The 16674-nt window shown below is 68.2% G+C and carries 14 protein-coding genes; 10 read left to right on the top strand and 4 right to left on the bottom strand.

The genetic code is table 11. The features are described from left to right. Positions 1 to 59: 59 nt before the first annotated feature. From K9D12_RS09385 to map, 3 genes are all read right to left on the bottom strand, one after another. The gene (locus tag K9D12_RS09385) at positions 60 to 593 is read right to left on the bottom strand and encodes an Lrp/AsnC family transcriptional regulator (RefSeq protein ID WP_370633488.1); all 534 of its coding nucleotides are present in this window, start codon (positions 591 to 593) and stop codon (positions 60 to 62) included. 296 nt (positions 594 to 889) lie between these two features. Continuing rightward, complete coding sequence (ppgK, locus tag K9D12_RS09380; protein ID WP_129665412.1) at positions 890 to 1654, bottom strand: polyphosphate--glucose phosphotransferase; 765 nt, start codon at positions 1652 to 1654, stop codon at positions 890 to 892. 113 nt (positions 1655 to 1767) lie between these two features. Then, positions 1768 to 2640 carry a type I methionyl aminopeptidase gene (map, locus tag K9D12_RS09375; RefSeq protein WP_223060077.1) on the bottom strand — a complete coding sequence of 291 codons (873 nt, stop codon included), beginning with the start codon at positions 2638 to 2640 and terminating at the stop codon, positions 1768 to 1770. 77 nt (positions 2641 to 2717) lie between these two features. Here map and K9D12_RS09370 point away from each other — a divergent pair, with 77 nt between their 5' ends. Together K9D12_RS09370 and K9D12_RS09365 are read left to right on the top strand one after the other, a co-directional pair. Beyond that, entirely contained in the window at positions 2718 to 2897 is a 180-nt protein-coding gene (locus K9D12_RS09370) for a methionine aminopeptidase (protein ID WP_129665416.1), read from the top strand. A 139-nt stretch (positions 2898 to 3036) separates the two neighbouring features. Next, positions 3037 to 4275: an MFS transporter gene (locus tag K9D12_RS09365; protein WP_223060076.1), complete on the top strand. Its 1239-nt coding sequence runs from the start codon at positions 3037 to 3039 to the stop codon at positions 4273 to 4275. 85 nt (positions 4276 to 4360) lie between these two features. On the opposite strand, the gene panB is transcribed toward K9D12_RS09365, so the two are convergent. Beyond that, on the bottom strand, positions 4361 to 5197 hold the full coding sequence (panB, locus tag K9D12_RS09360; protein WP_193643189.1) for a 3-methyl-2-oxobutanoate hydroxymethyltransferase: 837 nt from the start codon (positions 5195 to 5197) through the stop codon (positions 4361 to 4363). Between the two features lie 283 nt (positions 5198 to 5480). Here panB and K9D12_RS09355 point away from each other — a divergent pair, with 283 nt between their 5' ends. From K9D12_RS09355 to hisH, 8 genes are all read left to right on the top strand, one after another. Next, the gene (locus K9D12_RS09355) at positions 5481 to 7802 is read left to right on the top strand and encodes an immune inhibitor A domain-containing protein (protein WP_223060075.1); all 2322 of its coding nucleotides are present in this window, start codon (positions 5481 to 5483) and stop codon (positions 7800 to 7802) included. Positions 7803 to 7886: 84 nt separating this feature from the next. Then, entirely contained in the window at positions 7887 to 9221 is a 1335-nt protein-coding gene (glnA, locus tag K9D12_RS09350; protein WP_193643191.1) for a type I glutamate--ammonia ligase, read from the top strand. Next, positions 9218 to 12208 carry a bifunctional [glutamine synthetase] adenylyltransferase/[glutamine synthetase]-adenylyl-L-tyrosine phosphorylase gene (locus tag K9D12_RS09345; protein ID WP_223060074.1) on the top strand — a complete coding sequence of 997 codons (2991 nt, stop codon included), beginning with the start codon at positions 9218 to 9220 and terminating at the stop codon, positions 12206 to 12208. Before glnA ends, K9D12_RS09345 begins: the two co-directional genes overlap by 4 nt. A 58-nt stretch (positions 12209 to 12266) precedes the next feature. Then, positions 12267 to 13625, top strand: coding sequence for a histidinol dehydrogenase (gene hisD, locus K9D12_RS09340; RefSeq protein WP_223060073.1), 1359 nt, complete (start codon positions 12267 to 12269; stop codon positions 13623 to 13625). Continuing rightward, positions 13622 to 14737 (top strand): histidinol-phosphate transaminase, encoded by a 1116-nt coding sequence (locus K9D12_RS09335; protein ID WP_223060072.1) that lies wholly within the window; start codon positions 13622 to 13624, stop codon positions 14735 to 14737. The genes hisD and K9D12_RS09335 overlap by 4 nt, the downstream gene beginning before the upstream one ends. A 1-nt stretch (position 14738) precedes the next feature. Continuing rightward, positions 14739 to 15392 (top strand): imidazoleglycerol-phosphate dehydratase HisB, encoded by a 654-nt coding sequence (gene hisB, locus K9D12_RS09330; protein ID WP_047312111.1) that lies wholly within the window; start codon positions 14739 to 14741, stop codon positions 15390 to 15392. Positions 15393 to 15396: 4 nt separating this feature from the next. Next, positions 15397 to 16050 carry a hypothetical protein gene (locus K9D12_RS09325; protein ID WP_129665432.1) on the top strand — a complete coding sequence of 218 codons (654 nt, stop codon included), beginning with the start codon at positions 15397 to 15399 and terminating at the stop codon, positions 16048 to 16050. Continuing rightward, on the top strand, positions 16047 to 16658 hold the full coding sequence (gene hisH, locus K9D12_RS09320; protein WP_047312113.1) for an imidazole glycerol phosphate synthase subunit HisH: 612 nt from the start codon (positions 16047 to 16049) through the stop codon (positions 16656 to 16658). The genes K9D12_RS09325 and hisH overlap by 4 nt, the downstream gene beginning before the upstream one ends. Positions 16659 to 16674 lie beyond the last annotated feature (16 nt).

Below are 16674 nucleotides of genomic sequence, written 5' to 3'. Positions count from 1 at the left end.
ACAACCTGCTTCCTTGAGACTAGGCCGACAGTGCCTCTGCCGACACCCGTCGGCCCGGTTCAACTCTTCTTCGGAACCCTGTTCTTCGGCAGGCCCTCGCGCAGCAACGGCCCGACGCGGTAGGGGATGACTCGACGCAGGTACACGCTCGTGCGGGTCCGAGTGACACCCGGACACAGGCGCACATCCTCACTCACCCGGTAGAGGTCGTCCGGGTCGCGTGCGACAACGCGCACGAGGAGGTCGGTCTCGCCTGCGGGCGCGAAGCACTCGAGCACCTCGGGTACCCGGGAGAGGGCGGCGATCGCACCGTCGATGTCGTGCTGGTCGAGCTCGACAGCAACCATGGCGCTGAGCGGACGCCCGAGCCTGGCGGGATCGACGCGGGCGCTGTTGAGGCGCAGGACGCCGGCCTCGCGGAAGCGTTCGAGACGCGCGTGCACCGTGCCGCGGGCCAGTCCGCACCGCTGCGCGAGGGCCATCGTCGTCATCCGGGGATCCTCGTCCAGAGCGAGCAACAGTGCGCGGTCGGTGTCGTCGAACTGGACGTCGGGGTGCTGCTCGCGAACGTCCTTGGCCGGTTCCATGGGCATCTTCCTGATCATGATGGGCGGTATGAGCAGAGCATACCCGTACGCTTTGAACAGAATGATCAATCAAGAATGGGGTTGTTGCGCACCCTGCGCGGTGTGGTGTTGAGTACTTCTCAACGAGCTTCGCGGGCCACCACCCCGGCAGTCGAAGCGGGCACGGTGGCAGAACTCACGAGGTGACGTCATCGATGCGGGCCGCACCCCGGCCACGCACGCCGAACGGACGAGAAGGCCGGAATCCCGAGATGATCGGGAATCCGGCCTTCTGTCATGTCACGCCCGCGAGGGCGCAGCGGTCAGTTGGTGTGCGCCTCGTGCGCGAGACGCGCGGCGCCGACGATGCCCGCGGCGTTCTGCAGCCTCGCGGGCACGATCTCCGTGCGGATCTCGAGCAGGGGCAAGAACTTGTCCGCCTTCTTCGACACCCCGCCACCGACGACGAGGAGGTCGGGCCACAGGAGGTTCTCGAGCGTCGTGTAGTACTTCGTGAGGCGCTTGGCCCACTTCTCGTAGCTGAGCTCCTCGCGCTCCTTCGCCGAGTGCGCCGCCTTCTTCTCGGCGTCCTTGCCGTCGATCTCGAGGTGACCGAACTCGGAGTTGGGCACCAACTGCCCGTCGTTGATGACGGCCGAACCGATGCCGGTGCCGAGCGTCGTCACGACGACGAGCCCGTCACGATCCTTGGCGGCGCCGTAGTGGATCTCCGCGTAACCCGCGGCATCCGCGTCGTTGACGACGGTGACGCGGCGGCCGAGGCGCGCCGCGATGAGCTCCTCGGCGTTCGTGTCGATCCACGCCGGGTCGATGTTCGCCGCCGTGCGCACGACGCCGTGCTGGACGACGCCCGGGATCGTCACCCCGATCGGTTCGTCACCGACGAGGTCGGAGAAGTGCTCGACGATCTCGGCGATGACATCCGCGACGGCACCGGGCGTAGCGCCTTCGGGGGTGTCGATCCGGAGGCGGTCGGCGACGAACTCGCCCGTGTCGAGGTCGACGGGAGCGCCTTTGATGCCGGTACCGCCCACGTCGATGCCCAGGGGGTAGGACTTCTTCGTCATGCTCTCTCCTCGTCGCGGCCCGGTGCGGGCTCGCGGGGGTCGATGAAGTATTCCGGTCAGACTAGTGCCGGTTCACCGGGACGCTGCAACCCGCGCGCCGTCGGGAACGAGCGTCAGGCCTCGGTGCTCGTGAGGATCTCGTAGCCGTCCTCGGTGATGACGACGGTGTTCTCGAACTGTGCGGAGCGGGAGCCGTCACGGCTCACGACGGTCCACCCGTCGCTCCACACTGCTGCGGCGTCGCCGGAGCCCAGGTTGAGCATCGGCTCGACGGTGAACACCATGCCCACCTCGATGACGTCGTCGTGGTGAGGTGCCGCGTCGTAGTGCGGAATGATGAGCCCGTTGTGGAACTCGGTGCCGATGCCGTGGCCGGTGTAGTCGCGCACGACGCCGTACCCGAAGCGCTTGGCGTACTGCTCGATGACGCGGCCGATGACGTTGACCTGGCGTCCCGGCTTGGCGGCCTTGATGCCGCGCATCATGGCTTCCTTCGTCCGCTCGGCGAGCAGCCGTGATTCCTCGTCGACGTCGCCGCAGAGGTAGGTGGCGCAGTTGTCGCCGTGTACGCCGTCCTTGTAGGCCGTGACGTCGAGCTTCACGAGATCTCCGTCCTCCAGAACCGTGGAGTCGGGGATGCCGTGGCAGATGACCTCGTTGACGCTCGTGCACAACGACTTGGGGAATCCGAGGTAGTCGAGGGTCGAGGGGTAGGCGCCGTGATCGCACATGTACTCGTGGGCGATGCGGTCGAGTTCGTCGGTCGTGACACCGGGGGCGACGGCCTTGCCGGCCTCCTCCATGGCGCCGGCGGCGATGCGTCCGGCCACGCGGATGCGCTCGATCGTCTCCGCGTCCTTGACGTAACGCTCGTGACCTTCGCGGGCCTCGCTGCGCCCGACGTACTCGGGGCGCGCGATGGATGAGGGGACGGAGCGCTTCGGGCCGATGTGTCCAGGGGTGATCTTCGCGCGCGTACTCGTCATAGGGTGAGTCTAGAGGTCGGGTCACACGCGACTCGACGAGCCAACGAGGCGCGCACGCGCCAGTGGAGGTGAGCCGCATGGCCTACTGGTACAACGTCGACACGAACTCCGTTGAGCAGGGCGGCGAGACGAACTCGAAGTCCTACCTGCTCGGCCCGTACGCCACCGAGGCGGAGGCTCGCAACGCTCTCGACACGGCCCACGCCAAGAGTGAGAAGTGGGACGAGGAAGACCGCGAGTTCGAGGGCGACAACTGACCCGCCCCATCGCGAACCGCAACGGCACCCACCGCGTCCGGTGGGTGCCGTTGCGCGTGGGCGAGGGTGCACGCGGGATAGATAGGTCATCGAAGTACGATGCTCGACGGGTCGTCGGCGCTTTGCGGGAGGAGGCGAGATGAGCGCGGAACTCGGATTCGATCTGCGCCGCCTTGCTGTACCCGCCTACGGCCCGTCGCTGTTGTTCGGAGCGGCCGAGGGGGCACTGCTGCCGATCATTCCGGCCGAAGCCACGAGCAGGGGAGCGGGCGTGGCGCTCGCAGCCTTCATCGCGATGCTCTTCGGGCTGGGCTCCTTCGTGTCGAACATCCCCGCTTCCGGGCTCACCGATCGCTTCGGGGAGCGCCGAGCCCTCGTGTTCGCCGGTCTGGTGGCGGCCCTCGGATGCGTCCTCGCCATGCTGCCGAGTCTCGTGAGCCTCATCGCCGGCGTCTTCGTCATCGGCATGGCATCGGCGGTCTTTCTCCTCGCACGCCAGAAGTACCTCACCGAAGCCGTACCGATCACCCACCGCGCGCGAGCCCTGTCGCTCCTCGGCGGCGTCATGCGCATCGGCTTCTTCATCGGCCCCCTCATCGGAGCCGCGCTCATCGGCATTTTCGGGGTGCCGGCCGCGTGGATTCTGGCCATCGCCTGCCTCCTCCTCGCGGGATGGTGTGCCACCCGCATGGAGGACCTACCCGGTGCTCTTGATGCCGGCGGCGCCACTCCGGCGCGCGTCACGCCGCGAGACGTGCTGCGCACCCACCTGCCGGTTTTCGCAACGGTCGGGCTCGGGGTCCTGCTCGTGCAGGCGGTGCGTGGCTCGCGCCAGGTCGTCATCCCGCTGTGGTCGGCGCACGTCGGCCTCGACGAGCAGACGACGAGCCTCGTCTACGCCATCTCGGCCGGCATCGACATGCTCGTGTTCTATCCGGCCGGACGCGTCATGGACCTACGCGGACGGCGTGCGGTGGCCGTGCCGTCGATGCTGCTCATGGCCGCGGCACTTGCTGTCATGCCGTTCACCCACACGGCCGCGACAGTGCTCGCGGTCAGCTGCGTCCTCGGGTTCGGCAACGGAATCGGCTCGGGCCTCGTCATGACGCTGGGGGCCGACTTCTCACCGGATGTCGGGCGCGCGGCGTTCCTCGGCATCTGGCGCCAACTGAGCGACACCGGCAACACGCTCGGACCGCTCACGCTCTCGGGTGTGACGGCCCTCGTGGGCCTGGCGCCGGCGGTGGCCGTCAACGCACTTCTCGGCTTGGCGGCTGCGGGGGTACTTGCGTACTGGCCGGCGCGCCTCGTGCGCGAAGGGTGGGGGCCGCACGGCCGGCCGCAGGACGACACCGAGAGCGCGACCCGCGGTTCGTGACGGCCGGTAGGTCGGGGACGCGACACGCAGTGGCAGAACACGGCGCCACTCACCTCACGAGGTGAGTGGCGCCGTGGTGCGGAATTCAGTTCTCGAAACTGTGCTCAGTGGCGGGAAAAGCACCCGAGGAGACGTCCTCATGGTAGGCGCGAGCGGCGTCGAGCAAAACGGTGCGGACATCGGCGAACTTCTTGGCAAAGCGCGGGTAGCGACCGTCGCGCAAACCGGCGAAGTCCTGCCACACGAGCACCTGCCCGTCGCAGTCCGGGCCCGCGCCGATGCCGATCGTCGGGACCCGAAGCGCCTCCGTCACGGCTTTGGCCGCCGGGGCGGGCACCATCTCCATGAGGACGCAGAACGCGCCCGCCCGCTCGAGGGTCTTGGCTTCCTCTACGAGTCGTGCGGCAGCGTCACCGCGACCCTGCACGCGGTAACCGCCGAGAGCGTGCTCGCTTTGCGGAGTGAATCCGATGTGCGCCACGACCGGAATACCGTTCTTCGCCAGGTGCTCGACGGTGGGGGCCATGTGGGCGCCGCCCTCGAGCTTGACCGCGTGCGCGCGTCCCTCCTTCATGAGGCGAGCGGCGCTCGCGAAGGCCTGGGCAGGCGATTCCTGGTAGCTGCCGAACGGCAGGTCGGCGACGACGAGGGCATGCTTGGCGGCGCCGGCGACGGCGCGCACGAGCGGGATCATCTCGTCGAGCGTGATGGGCAGCGTCGTCTCGTAGCCGTAGACGTTGTTTCCGGCCGAGTCGCCGATGAGGAGGGTCTCGATGCCCGCTTCGTCGAAGATCTCGGCGGTGTACATGTCGTAGGACGTCAGCATCGTGAAGCGCTCGCCGCGCTCCTTCATCTGCTGCAGGGTCACCGTGCGCACACGTTTGCGTTCCGACGCGCGGTAGGGGGCTGCCTCTTCACTCATGGGTCAAGGGTAGTCATTGACGCGCGGCGCGTCGGTCTGCCATGCGAGCTGGTGGTGGGACGCCATTCGCGTCAGGTTCGAAAAATTGGTCCGTTGCCGGACGCTATTTGCGATGAAAATGGACGCATTTGGACGTCCAGCTTGCCTGCGGCAGAACGCAATCCGCATTCGTAGCGTTATCAAACCGTTGTGGCGCCGGTCATGGGTATCTGAGTGAAACCTGGGTAGCTTCTGGGTGGCTGCGCGTCGGGTGCAGCCTCGTGTGGAACACCATGGAGAACACATGACACAGCGACGTATCGCATCCACAGTCATCGGCACCATGACTGCCTTCGGGCTTATCGTGGCCCCGAGCGCCGTCTCGGCCGAATCGCCGCCGCAGGGTGAGGGGAACCAGCGGCAGGCCCGATCGGACAACCGGCCGAACCCGCTCGCCGAGCAGCAGAACGAACTGCGCAAGGCCGCCGTCGACGCGTTGCTCAAGGGCGAGGCGACGACGAAGACGGTCAACGGCAAGCGCGTCATCGCCCTCAAGGGCAACGAACACGGCAAGGGCAAGGGCCAGAAGGGTAAGAAGGAGCGCTACGTCCAGTACGACGTCAACCGTGAGGCCAGCATCCTGAGCTTCCTCGTCGAGTTCGGTGACCAGACGAAGCCTGCCGCGGGTGGCGCCGCCGGCCCGCTGCACAACCAGATCGCACAGCCGGACGAGAAGCTCGACGGCGGTGCCACGGACGACAACACGACGCTGTGGAAGGCCGATTTCAACCGCTCCCACTACCTCGACATGATGTTCGGCGTGGGCGAGTCCTTCAAGGACTTCTACGCCAAGCAGTCCAACGGCCGTTTCGCGGTCAAGGGTGACGTGAGCGACTGGGTCAAGGTGCCCTTCAACGAGGCGCGCTACGGCCACAACCCGGTCGAGGGTGATGGCACGAGCGAGGCTGAAGGCTCCTGGTCGTTCATCCGCGACAGTGCCACGGCGTGGGTCGAGGCGCAGAAGAAGGCCGGCAAGACCGACGCCCAGATCAAGGCCTACCTCGCCGACTACGACAAGTGGGACCGCTACGACTACGACGGCGACGGCAACTTCGACGAGCCGGACGGCTACATCGACCACTTCCAGGCCATCCACGCCGGTGAGGGCGAGGAGGCAGGCGGCGGCGCACAGGGCGAGGACGCCATCTGGTCGCACCGCTGGTACGCCTACTCGAACAACGCAGGCAAGACCGGCCCCGCGGAGAACAAGCTCGGCGGTGTGCCCCTGGGTAACACGGGGCTGTGGATCGGTGACTACACCACCGAGCCGGAGAACGGTGGCCTCGGCGTGTTCACCCACGAGTTCGGCCACGACCTGGGCCTGCCGGACCTCTACGACACGACCAACCGCGCGCAGAACGACGTCTCCTACTGGTCGCTCATGAGCGCCGGTTCGTGGCTGGGCGACGGCAAGACCGACATCGGCTCCCGCCCCGGCTACATGGGCCCGTGGGAGAAGCTGCAGCTCGGCTGGCTCGACGCGACGAGCGTCCCGTACGGCAAGAGCCAGAAGGTCGCTGTCGGCCCGAGTGATCGTGACTCGGCCAAGCTTCCGCAGGCGGTCGTCGTCGGCCTTCCCGACAAGACGATCACGACGACGTACAACACGCCGCAGTCCGGCAAGAGCGAGTGGTGGGGCGGCAGCGCCGACAACCTCAACTCGACGTTGACCCGCTCGATCGACCTCACGGGCAAGAAGTCGGCCACCCTCACCACCGGTGCCTGGTACGAGATCGAGGAGGGCTACGACTTCCTCTACGGCGAGGTCAGCACCGACGGCGGCTCGACGTGGACGCAGGTCGGCAAGGAGGTGACCGGTGAGAACAAGAACTGGTCGCAGCTCTCCTTCGACCTGTCGGCTTACGCGGGTAAGAAGATCGACTTCCGTTTCCGCTACCAGACCGACGGCGGCGTCCACATGGCCGGCCCGTTCCTCGACGACATCAAGGTGGTCGCCGACGGCGCCACGCTGCTGTCGGACGACGTCGAGTCCGGCGACAACGGCTGGGTTGCCAAGGGCTTCTCGCGCACGAGTGGTTCGACGAGCGAGAAGAAGAGCCACTACTACATGGCGGAGAACCGTCAGTACAACGGCTACGACCGCTACCTCAAGACGGGGCCGTACAACTTCGGGTTCCTCACGACGCAGCCGAACCTCGTCGAGCACTTCGCGTTCCAGACGGGCATGCTCGTCTGGTACGTCGACAACGAGTACGAGGACAACAACGTCTCCACGCACCCCGGCCATGGCCTCGTCCTCCCGGTCGACAGTCACGCCAAGGCGATGAAGTGGTCCGACGGTACGAACGTCTCGAACAAGCTGCAGCCGTGGGACGCGCCGTTCTCGCGTCAGAAGACGCCGTCGCTCACGCTGCACCGCAACGACGCGCCCACCACCTGGCGTTCGGCACCGGGCGTGGCCACGTTCGACGACCGCAAGGCGACGAACTACTACGACGCCACCAACCCGACGGGTTCGACCCTGACGGCGGGCAGCGGTGTCACGCTGACGGTTTCGGGAGAGACGCGCGATCGGATGAACATCCACGTGAAGTACTCCAAGTGAACTGAGTCCGGCATGTGAGCGGCCCCGGGGAGTCTCCCCGGGGCCGCTCCGCGTTCGCGGGCCGAGTGAGGCAGGATGAGTTCCATGAACCGACAGCAGGAGTTCGTGCTGCGCACGATCGAAGAACGTGACATCCGATTCGTCCGTCTGTGGTTCACGGATGTGCTCGGCACCCTCAAGTCGGTGGCCGTCGCGCCCGCTGAACTGGAAGGCGCGTTCTCCGAGGGCATCGGCTTCGACGGCTCCTCGATCGACGGGTTCGCCCGCGTCTACGAGGCCGACATGCTCCTTCGCCCCGACGCCTCGACGTTCCAGGTGCTCCCGTGGCGCGGTGAGAACCCCGGTACGGCCCGGATGTTCGCCGACATCCTCCTGCCGAACGGCAGCCCGAGCCTGGCCGATCCGCGTGACGTCCTGCGCCGAGCGCTGACGAAGGCCGGTGACCTCGGCTTCACCTTCTACACCCACCCCGAGATCGAGTTCTATCTCTTCGAGAAAGAACTGCGTCGCGGTCGTCCGGTGCCGGTCGACTCGGCGGGCTTCTTCGACCACGTGCCGCACGGCACGGCGCACGACTTCCGTCGCGCGGCCATCACGATGCTCGAGAACATGGGCATCTCCGTCGAGTTCAGCCACCACGAGGGCGGGCCCGGCCAGAACGAGATCGACCTGCGCTACGCCGACGCCCTCTCGATGGCCGATAACATCCAGACGTTCAAGGCCGTCGTCAAGGAGGTCGCTCTCGAACAGGGCTACTTCGCGAGCTTCATGGCCAAGCCGATGGCGGGGGAGCCCGGTAGCGGCATGCACACCCACCTCTCGCTCTTCGAGGGAGACACGAACGCCTTCCACGAGCCGGGAGCGCCCTACCAGCTCTCGCGCACCGGCCGTCACTTCATCGCGGGACTGCTGCGCTACGCGCCGGAGTTCACCGCCATCACGAACCAGTACGTCAACAGCTACAAGCGCCTGTGGGGCGGCGCCGAGGCGCCCGCGCACATCTGCTGGGGGCACAACAACCGCAGCGCCATGGTGCGCGTGCCCATGTACAAGCCGTCGAAGGGGCAGAGCACCCGCGTCGAGGTGCGTTCGCTCGACGCCGCAGCCAACCCCTACCTCGCGTACTCGGTTCTCCTCGGCGCCGGGCTCAAGGGCATCGAGGACGAGCTCGACCTGCCGCCCGAGGCCGAGGACGACGTGTGGAACCTCACCGAGCGTGAGCGCCGCGCCATGGGCATCGAGCCTCTGCCGGCCTCGCTCGACGAAGCGATCCGCACGATGGAGGAGAGCGACTTCGTCGCCGAGGTGCTCGGTGAACACGTCTTCGACTTCGTGCTGCGCAACAAGCGCGCCGAGTGGGCCGCCTACCGCGACCAGGTCACGGAGTTCGAGATCAAGCAGGACCTGCGTCGGCTGTGAACGCCAACGCCGCCCGAGCAGGCTCGTCGCCCTGGCGGCGCGCCGGATTCCTCGACACGACGCGCGCCCAGAGCCTCGCCGCGGAGGTGTCGGACCTGCTCGATCAGGTCTCGCTGTTGGCCACGGTCACGGCGGTGGCCGACCCGGATCAGGCGTTGCTCCTCCTGGCTCGCCTGCGGGAGGTCCTCGACGACGGTGAGCGTGAGGCGCTCGCCGACGCGTTGAGTGACACCGAGGCCCGCGCACGCCTTCTCGGCGTCATGGGTGCGTCGAGCGCGCTGGGTGACCACCTCGTCGCCAAGCCCGACCAGTGGCGTGACGTCGTCGCCGCACAGCGGCGGGATCAGGACACGCTGGCCCGTCTGCTCATCGCGGAGATCGACGGTCGGGACGAGAAGGTCACGGCCTACGACGCCCTGCGCGTCGCCTACCGCCGTCAGCTCGTGCAGATCGCGGCGCTCGACGTCACCGAGATCGCGGTCAACGTCCTGCCGGCCACGGCGGCCTCGCTCGCGGACCTTGCGGGCGCTGCCCTCGAGGCGGGTCTGCACATCGCCACGACGAGGATCGACGGGGCCGATCAGGCGCGTCTGGCCGTCATCGGCATGGGCAAGACCGGCGGTCGCGAGCTCAACTACATCTCCGACGTCGACGTTGTCTTCGTCGCCGAACCAGCCGAGGGTGCTGACGAGGACGTGGCACTGCGGGTGGCCACCGAACTCGCCACCGAGATGATGCGCGCCTGTTCCGCAAGCACCGGTGAGGGTTCGCTGTGGCAGGTCGACGCGGCACTGCGCCCCGAAGGCAAGCAGGGTCCGCTCGTGCGCACCCTCGAGAGCCACAAGGCGTACTACGACCGCTGGGCCAAGGGCTGGGAGTTCCAGGCGCTGCTCAAAGCACGGCCTGTCGCGGGCGACGTGGCCCTCGGCGAGGCGTACACCGAGCTCATCCGCCCGATGGTGTGGCAGGCGAGCAAGCGGGAGAACTTCGTCGAGGACGCCCAGGCGATGCGTCGACGCGTCGAGGCGCACGTCCCCTCGCACGAGCAGGAGCGACAGATCAAGCTCGGCCAGGGTGGTCTGCGCGACATCGAGTTCTCCGTGCAGCTGCTCCAGCTCGTGCACGGACGCACCGACGATCGGGTGCGCGCACGCTCGACGCTCGACGCTCTCATGACCTTGAGTTCGTGGGGCTATGTCGGGCGCACGGATGCCTCGGCGCTCGACACGTCCTATCGCCAGTTGCGCGTGCTCGAACACCGCATCCAGCTGAGCAAGATGCGCCGCACGCACCTCATGCCGACGAACGACGCCGACCTGCGTCGTCTCGGTCGCGCGGTGGGCTTCACGAGCGACCCCGCCGAATCGGTGACGCGCCACTGGCGCGATCTGTCGCGTTCCGTGCGCCGCCTGCACGAGAAGCTCTTCTACCGGCCACTTCTCTCGGCCGTCGCGCGCCTGGACGACGACGATGCGCGCCTGTCCGACGAAGGCGCTCGCGACCGCCTCTCGGCGCTCGGGTACGCGGATCCGGCGGGCGCTCTGCGTCACCTCGAAGCGCTCACAGCGGGCCTCACGCGTCGCGCGCAGATCCAGCGCACCCTCATGCCGGTCATTCTGCAGTGGCTCGCCGACGGCCCGACTCCCGACGCGGGACTTCTGGCCTACCGGCGCATCAGTGACGAGCTGGGCACGTCGCACTGGTACCTCAACACGTTGCGCGAGGGCAGCACCGCCGAACTGTTCGCCGAGGTGCTCTCGCGCTCGCGCTACGTGGCCGACCTTCTCGAACGCGCACCCGAGAGCGTCAAACTGTTCGCGGAGTCCTCGCGCCGCGTGCCGCGCTCACGGACGGCGATCGCCTCGACGATGGCGTCCGTCGTCAGCCGCCAGCAGGACGTCGAGAAGGCGATGCTCGCGGCGCGCTCGGTGCGCCGCAACGAACTCACTCGCGTGGCCATCGCCGACGTGCTCCACGAGATCGACCTCGACGGCGTCTCGGGCGCACTCACCGACATCATGTCCGCCACGCTCCAGGTCGGCCTCGACCTCGCCTGGCGGGAAGTGCTCGGCGGCGAGAAGGAACAGATCACCGACATCGCCGTCATCGGGATGGGCCGTTACGGCGGAGGCGAACTCGGCTACAGCTCGGACGCCGACGTCATCTTCGTCCACCGCCCGCGCGAGGGAACTGACGCCTCGGCTGCCCAGGACCAGGCGCTCGCCGTCGTCACGCAGTTGCGTCGCCTCGTGCATCTGCCCGGCTCGGACCCGAAGCTCGAGATCGACGCCGACCTGCGCCCTGAAGGCAAGAGCGGGCCGCTCGTGCGCTCCATCGATTCGTACGCGAGCTACTACGAACGCTGGTCGGAGGGTTGGGAGGCGCAGGCGCTGCTGCGGGCCGCCTTCGTCGTCGGTGATCCCTCCCTCGGGCGTGACTTCGAGGCCCTCATCGATCCGCTTCGCTGGCCCGACGGCGGTATCTCGGAGAAGTCCATCCGTCAGATCCGGACGCTCAAGGCGCGCATGGAGGCCGAGCGCATCCCGCGTGGAGCCGACCCTCGCACCCACTTCAAGCTGGGCCGCGGCGGACTCTCCGACGTCGAATGGTGCGTGCAGCTCTACCAGCTCGAGCACGCCCACGACCACGAGGAACTGCGCGGGACGAGCACCGTCTCCACCCTCCGGGCGCTGGCCGAACTCGACCTGCTCGACGAGCACGACGCCGAGGTGCTCGCCGAGGCGTGGATCATGGCCTCGCGCGTGCGCAATGCGTCGGTGCTGTGGCGGGGTCGCCCCGTCGAGTCGTTGCCTTCGGACCTGCGTGACAGCGAGGGCATCGCCACGCTCCTCGGCATGCCGCGCGGGGACGGGCGTGAACTCGGTGAGGAGTACCGCAAGCTCGCACGCCGTGCGCGCCTCGTCGTCGATCGTGTCTTCTACGGCGAGTCCGAGGAGACCAGGCGGGGCCCGAGCTTCCGCCGCTGAGTTTCTGGCACGTGAGACGTGCGCGAGGGCACTTTCGCCGCCCGCCTAGACTGGACGGGTGATTTCTCGCCGTGATCTTCGTGGTTCAGCGCTCAGCGCCCTGGACGCTCGTGGCCTGCGTGATGCGCTGCCGCGCGCCCAGTTCGACATCGAGGCCGCACTCGAGGTGGTGCGACCGATCTGTGAGCAGGTGCGCCATGACGGCGCCGACGCCCTGCGGGAGCTGGGGGAGCGCTTCGACCGTGTGCGTCCCACGCACCTTCGCGTACCCGCGGAGGTCCTGAAGGCCGCCGAGGAACAGCTCGACCCGGCGGTGCGTGGCGCCCTCGTCGAGGCGATTCGCCGCGTGCGCATCGTCCACGCCGACCAGGCCCGAACCGACGTCACGACGACCGTCTCCGAGGGCGGCACCGTCACAGAACGCTGGATCCCGGTCGAGCGGGTGGGCCTCTACGTGCCCGGCGGACTGGCGGTCTACCCGAGTTCCGTCGTCATGAACGTCGTGCCCGCGCAGGTGGCGAACGTCGGTTCCATCGCCGTTGCGAGCCCGCCCCAGGAGCACAACACGGGCGACTTCGTCGGCTACCCGCACCCCACCATCCTCGCCGCGTGCTCGTTGCTCGGCGTCGACGAGGTCTACGCCGTCGGTGGTGCGCAGGCCGTCGCGATGTTCGCCTACGGCGCGCGCGAGAAGGACGGCGCCACCGTGTGTGAGCCCGTCAACCTCGTCACCGGTCCGGGCAACATCTACGTCGCGGCTGCCAAGCGTCTGCTCAAGGGGCTCATCGGCATCGACGCCGAGGCCGGCCCCACCGAGATCGCCGTCCTCGCCGACGACACGGCCGACGCCGACCACGTGGCCGCCGACCTCATCAGCCAGGCCGAACACGACAACCTCGCTGCGTCGGTTCTCGTCACCGACTCCGAGCGTCTGGCGAGTGACGTCGAGGCTGCTCTCGAGCGCCGCGTCGCCGCGACGAAGCACACCGAGCGCGTGACCACGGCCCTCGGCGGTCCGCAGTCGGCCATCGTCCTCGTCGACGACGTGACAGCCGGTCTGCGCGTCGTCGACGCCTACGGCGCTGAGCACCTCGAGATCCACACGGCGAACAGCCGCGAGGACGCGATGCGGGTGCGCAACGCCGGTGCCATCTTCGTCGGCACCTACTCGCCGGTTAGCCTCGGCGACTACGCCGCCGGCTCCAACCACGTGCTGCCCACGGGCGGCTGTGCCTGCCACTCGAGCGGTCTGTCGGTGCAGTCGTTCCTCAAGGGCGTCCACATCGTCGAGTACTCGCGTGACGCCCTCGCCGAGGTCGCCGACGTCGTCGTCACCCTGGCGAACGCCGAGGACCTTCCGGCCCACGGCGAGGCCGTCACGGCGCGCTTCGAGCAGGACGAGGAAGGGCGCGCATGAGCGAGCAGTCCCTCGAATCGCTGCTGCGCCCCGAACTGCAGGGGCAGAGCCCGTACGGCGCTCCGCAGCTCGACGTGCCCGTCGCGCTCAACACGAACGAGTCGTCCTACGACGTACCCGAGAGCGTTGTCGCGAGCATCGTCGAGCGCGTCGAGAAGGCCGCCGGCGGGCTCAACCGCTACCCGGACCGCGAGTTCACCGAGCTGCGTGCCGCCCTCGCCGAGTACCTGGCACGCGTCACCGGTGTTCGCCTTCCGATCGAGCAGATCTGGGCCGCGAACGGCTCCAACGAGGTGCTCAGCCACATCGTGCAGGCCTTCGGGGGCCCGGGGCGCACGGCGCTCGGTTTCACGCCGAGCTACTCGATGCACCCCATCATCAGCCGAGGCGCGGGAACGACGTGGATCGACGGTCTGCGCGATCGCCACGAGGGTGTCTACGACCTCGACGCCGACCTCGCCGTCGAGCAGGTGCGTGAGCACCAGCCGAACGTCGTGTTCGTCTGCACGCCGAACAACCCGACGGGCACCGCCGTGACGAACGACGTCGTCGAGGCGATCTACGATGCCACCGACCACGCCGTTGTCATCGTCGACGAGGCCTACGTCGAGTTCGCGCGCCCCGGAACGGCCAGCGCTGTCGAGCTCCTCGACGGCCGCCCGCGCCTCGTCGTCAGCCGCACGATGAGCAAGGCCTTCGCGTTCGCCGGCGCCCGCGTCGGCTACCTCGCCGCCTCGCAGGAGTTCTGCGACGCGATGCGTCTCGTGCGCCTGCCCTACCACCTGTCGTCGGTGACGCAGGCCGTCGCGCTCGCCGCGCTCGACCACGCCGACGAGATGCTGGGCATGGTGGACGCGATCAAGCACGAACGCGACCGCATCGTGGCGACGTGCACCGAGCTGGGTTTCACCCCCACGCCGAGCGACGCCAACTTCGTCCTCGTGGGCGGCTTCGCCGACGAGAAGCAGACCTGGCAGGCGCTGCTCGATCGCGGCATCCTCGTGCGTGACGTCGGCATCTCCCATCACCTGCGCATCACGGCCGGCACGCCGCGCGAGACCGACGCGGTGCTCGCCGCCCTCACCGACCTCGCTCCGACCCACAAGGGATGACATGAACGACCAGAACGTGACCGCCGACGGGTTCGACGTACCCGAGGTCCCCGCAGACCACCGCACCGCCTTCATCGAGCGCACGACGAAGGAGGCGAGCATCCGCCTGTGGCTCGACCTCGACGGCACCGGCACGTCCGACGTACGCACAGGTGTGCGCTTCTACGACCACATGCTCGACTCGCTGAGCAAGCACAGCCTCATCGATCTGCGTATCCGCGCCACGGGCGACCTCGACGTCGACGCACACCACACGGTGGAGGACACCGCCATCGTGTTGGGTCAGGCCCTGCGCGAAGCGCTCGGCGACAAGGCGGGCATCTCCCGGTTCGGCGACGCCATGGTGCCGCTGGACGAGGCGCTCGTCCAGGCCGTCGTCGACGTCGCGGGGCGCCCCTACGTCGTGCACACCGGTGAGCCCGAGGGGCAGATTTACGCCGTCATCGGTGGCAACTACATCGGTTCGCTCACGCAGCACGTCATCGAGTCGCTCGGTTACAACGCGGGCATCGCGCTGCACGTCAACGTCATCTCCGGGCGCGACCCTCACCACATCGTCGAGGCCCAGTTCAAGGCCATCGCCCGTGCACTGCGTGCGGCCGTCGCCAAGGATCCGCGCGTTCAGGGCATCCCGAGCGCGAAGGGCGCTCTGTGATCTGATGCCCAAGGTCGCCCAGAACACCGGCTTCACCGCAGCCGTCGACGCCGTCGTCGTCGTGCGCGGTGAGGTCTCGCGCGTCACCTCGTGGGTCGAGCGAGGCACGGTTCCTGCCTACGTCATCGACATCGACGGGCCGTGGTGCGCTGTCGTCCCGGCCGGACCTGGACACGCACAGGCTCCGTACGACGACCCTGCGCAGATGATCGCGGCGCGCCCGGTGCCGATGGCGCTGCGTCCGTCGCTCGCCTTCATCCCCACCGAGAAGCAGGCCATCACCGTCGTCCAGCCGCGCGCGTGGCGTTCACTGCCGCGGTGGTTTGTCGTGCAGCAGGGCATCGGCCCCGTGCGGGCAGCCTTGCCGCAGGCCTCCCTCGGCGACCTGCTCTCGGCCGGTCACGACGCCCACCCCGAAGCGCTCGGGCGTGTGCTGGCCCAGCCGGACGCAGCACCGGCCGACCTTCTGCGCGGCATCATGGCTGCGCTTGGCGTGAACGCCGGGCACCTGCTCGGCCTCGCGCGAACGGCGAAGATCGACGCCGTCCTCGTCGAGCCCACCGCGAAGGCCGTTCGCCGCTTCGACAAGCACGTCACGGACGAGCGCGAGGAGCGCGCCGAGATCGAAGGCCGCGTCAACGCGGGGGAGAAGTCATGAAGCGCGTCGTCGTCCTCGACTACGGCAGCGGCAACATCCGCTCTGCCGTGCGCATGCTCGAACGGATCGGAGCGAACGTCGAACTGACGGCCGACCCGAAGCTCGTCGCGGCAGCCGACGGCCTGTTCGTGCCCGGTGTGGGCAACTTCCACGCCTGCATGGCGGGTTTGGAGGCGGCCGGCGGGCGCCGACTCATTGACGATCGTCTCGCGGCCGGTGCGCCGGTGCTCGGCGTCTGTGTCGGCATGCAGGTGATGTTCGACGGCTCGAGCGAACCCTCCACGTCCCCGCAGCCCGGCCTCGGGCGATGGCCCGGTCAGGTCGAGCGTCTCGCGGCCCCCGTCGTCCCGCACATGGGATGGTCGCGCGTCGAGCCGCCGGTCACGACGACGCTCTTCGCGGGCATCGAGGGGGAGCGCTTCTACTTCGTCCACTCCTTCGCTGCCTCGGCTCAGCTCGGCGAGGGCCGAGAGGCGACCTACGCCGCGCACGGCGAACGCTTCGTGGCCGCCATCGAAGACGGGGTTCTCGCCGCGACTCAGTTCCACCCCGAGAAGTCCGGCGACGCCGGCGCTCACCTGCTGACCAACTGGCTTCGCAGCCTGTAATCGACCGAAAGGTTCG

The organism is Dermacoccus sp. Tok2021, assembly GCF_019895135.1.
Classification (GTDB): domain Bacteria; phylum Actinomycetota; class Actinomycetes; order Actinomycetales; family Dermatophilaceae; genus Dermacoccus; species Dermacoccus abyssi.
This window is presented reverse-complemented; position numbering and strand designations above follow the sequence as displayed.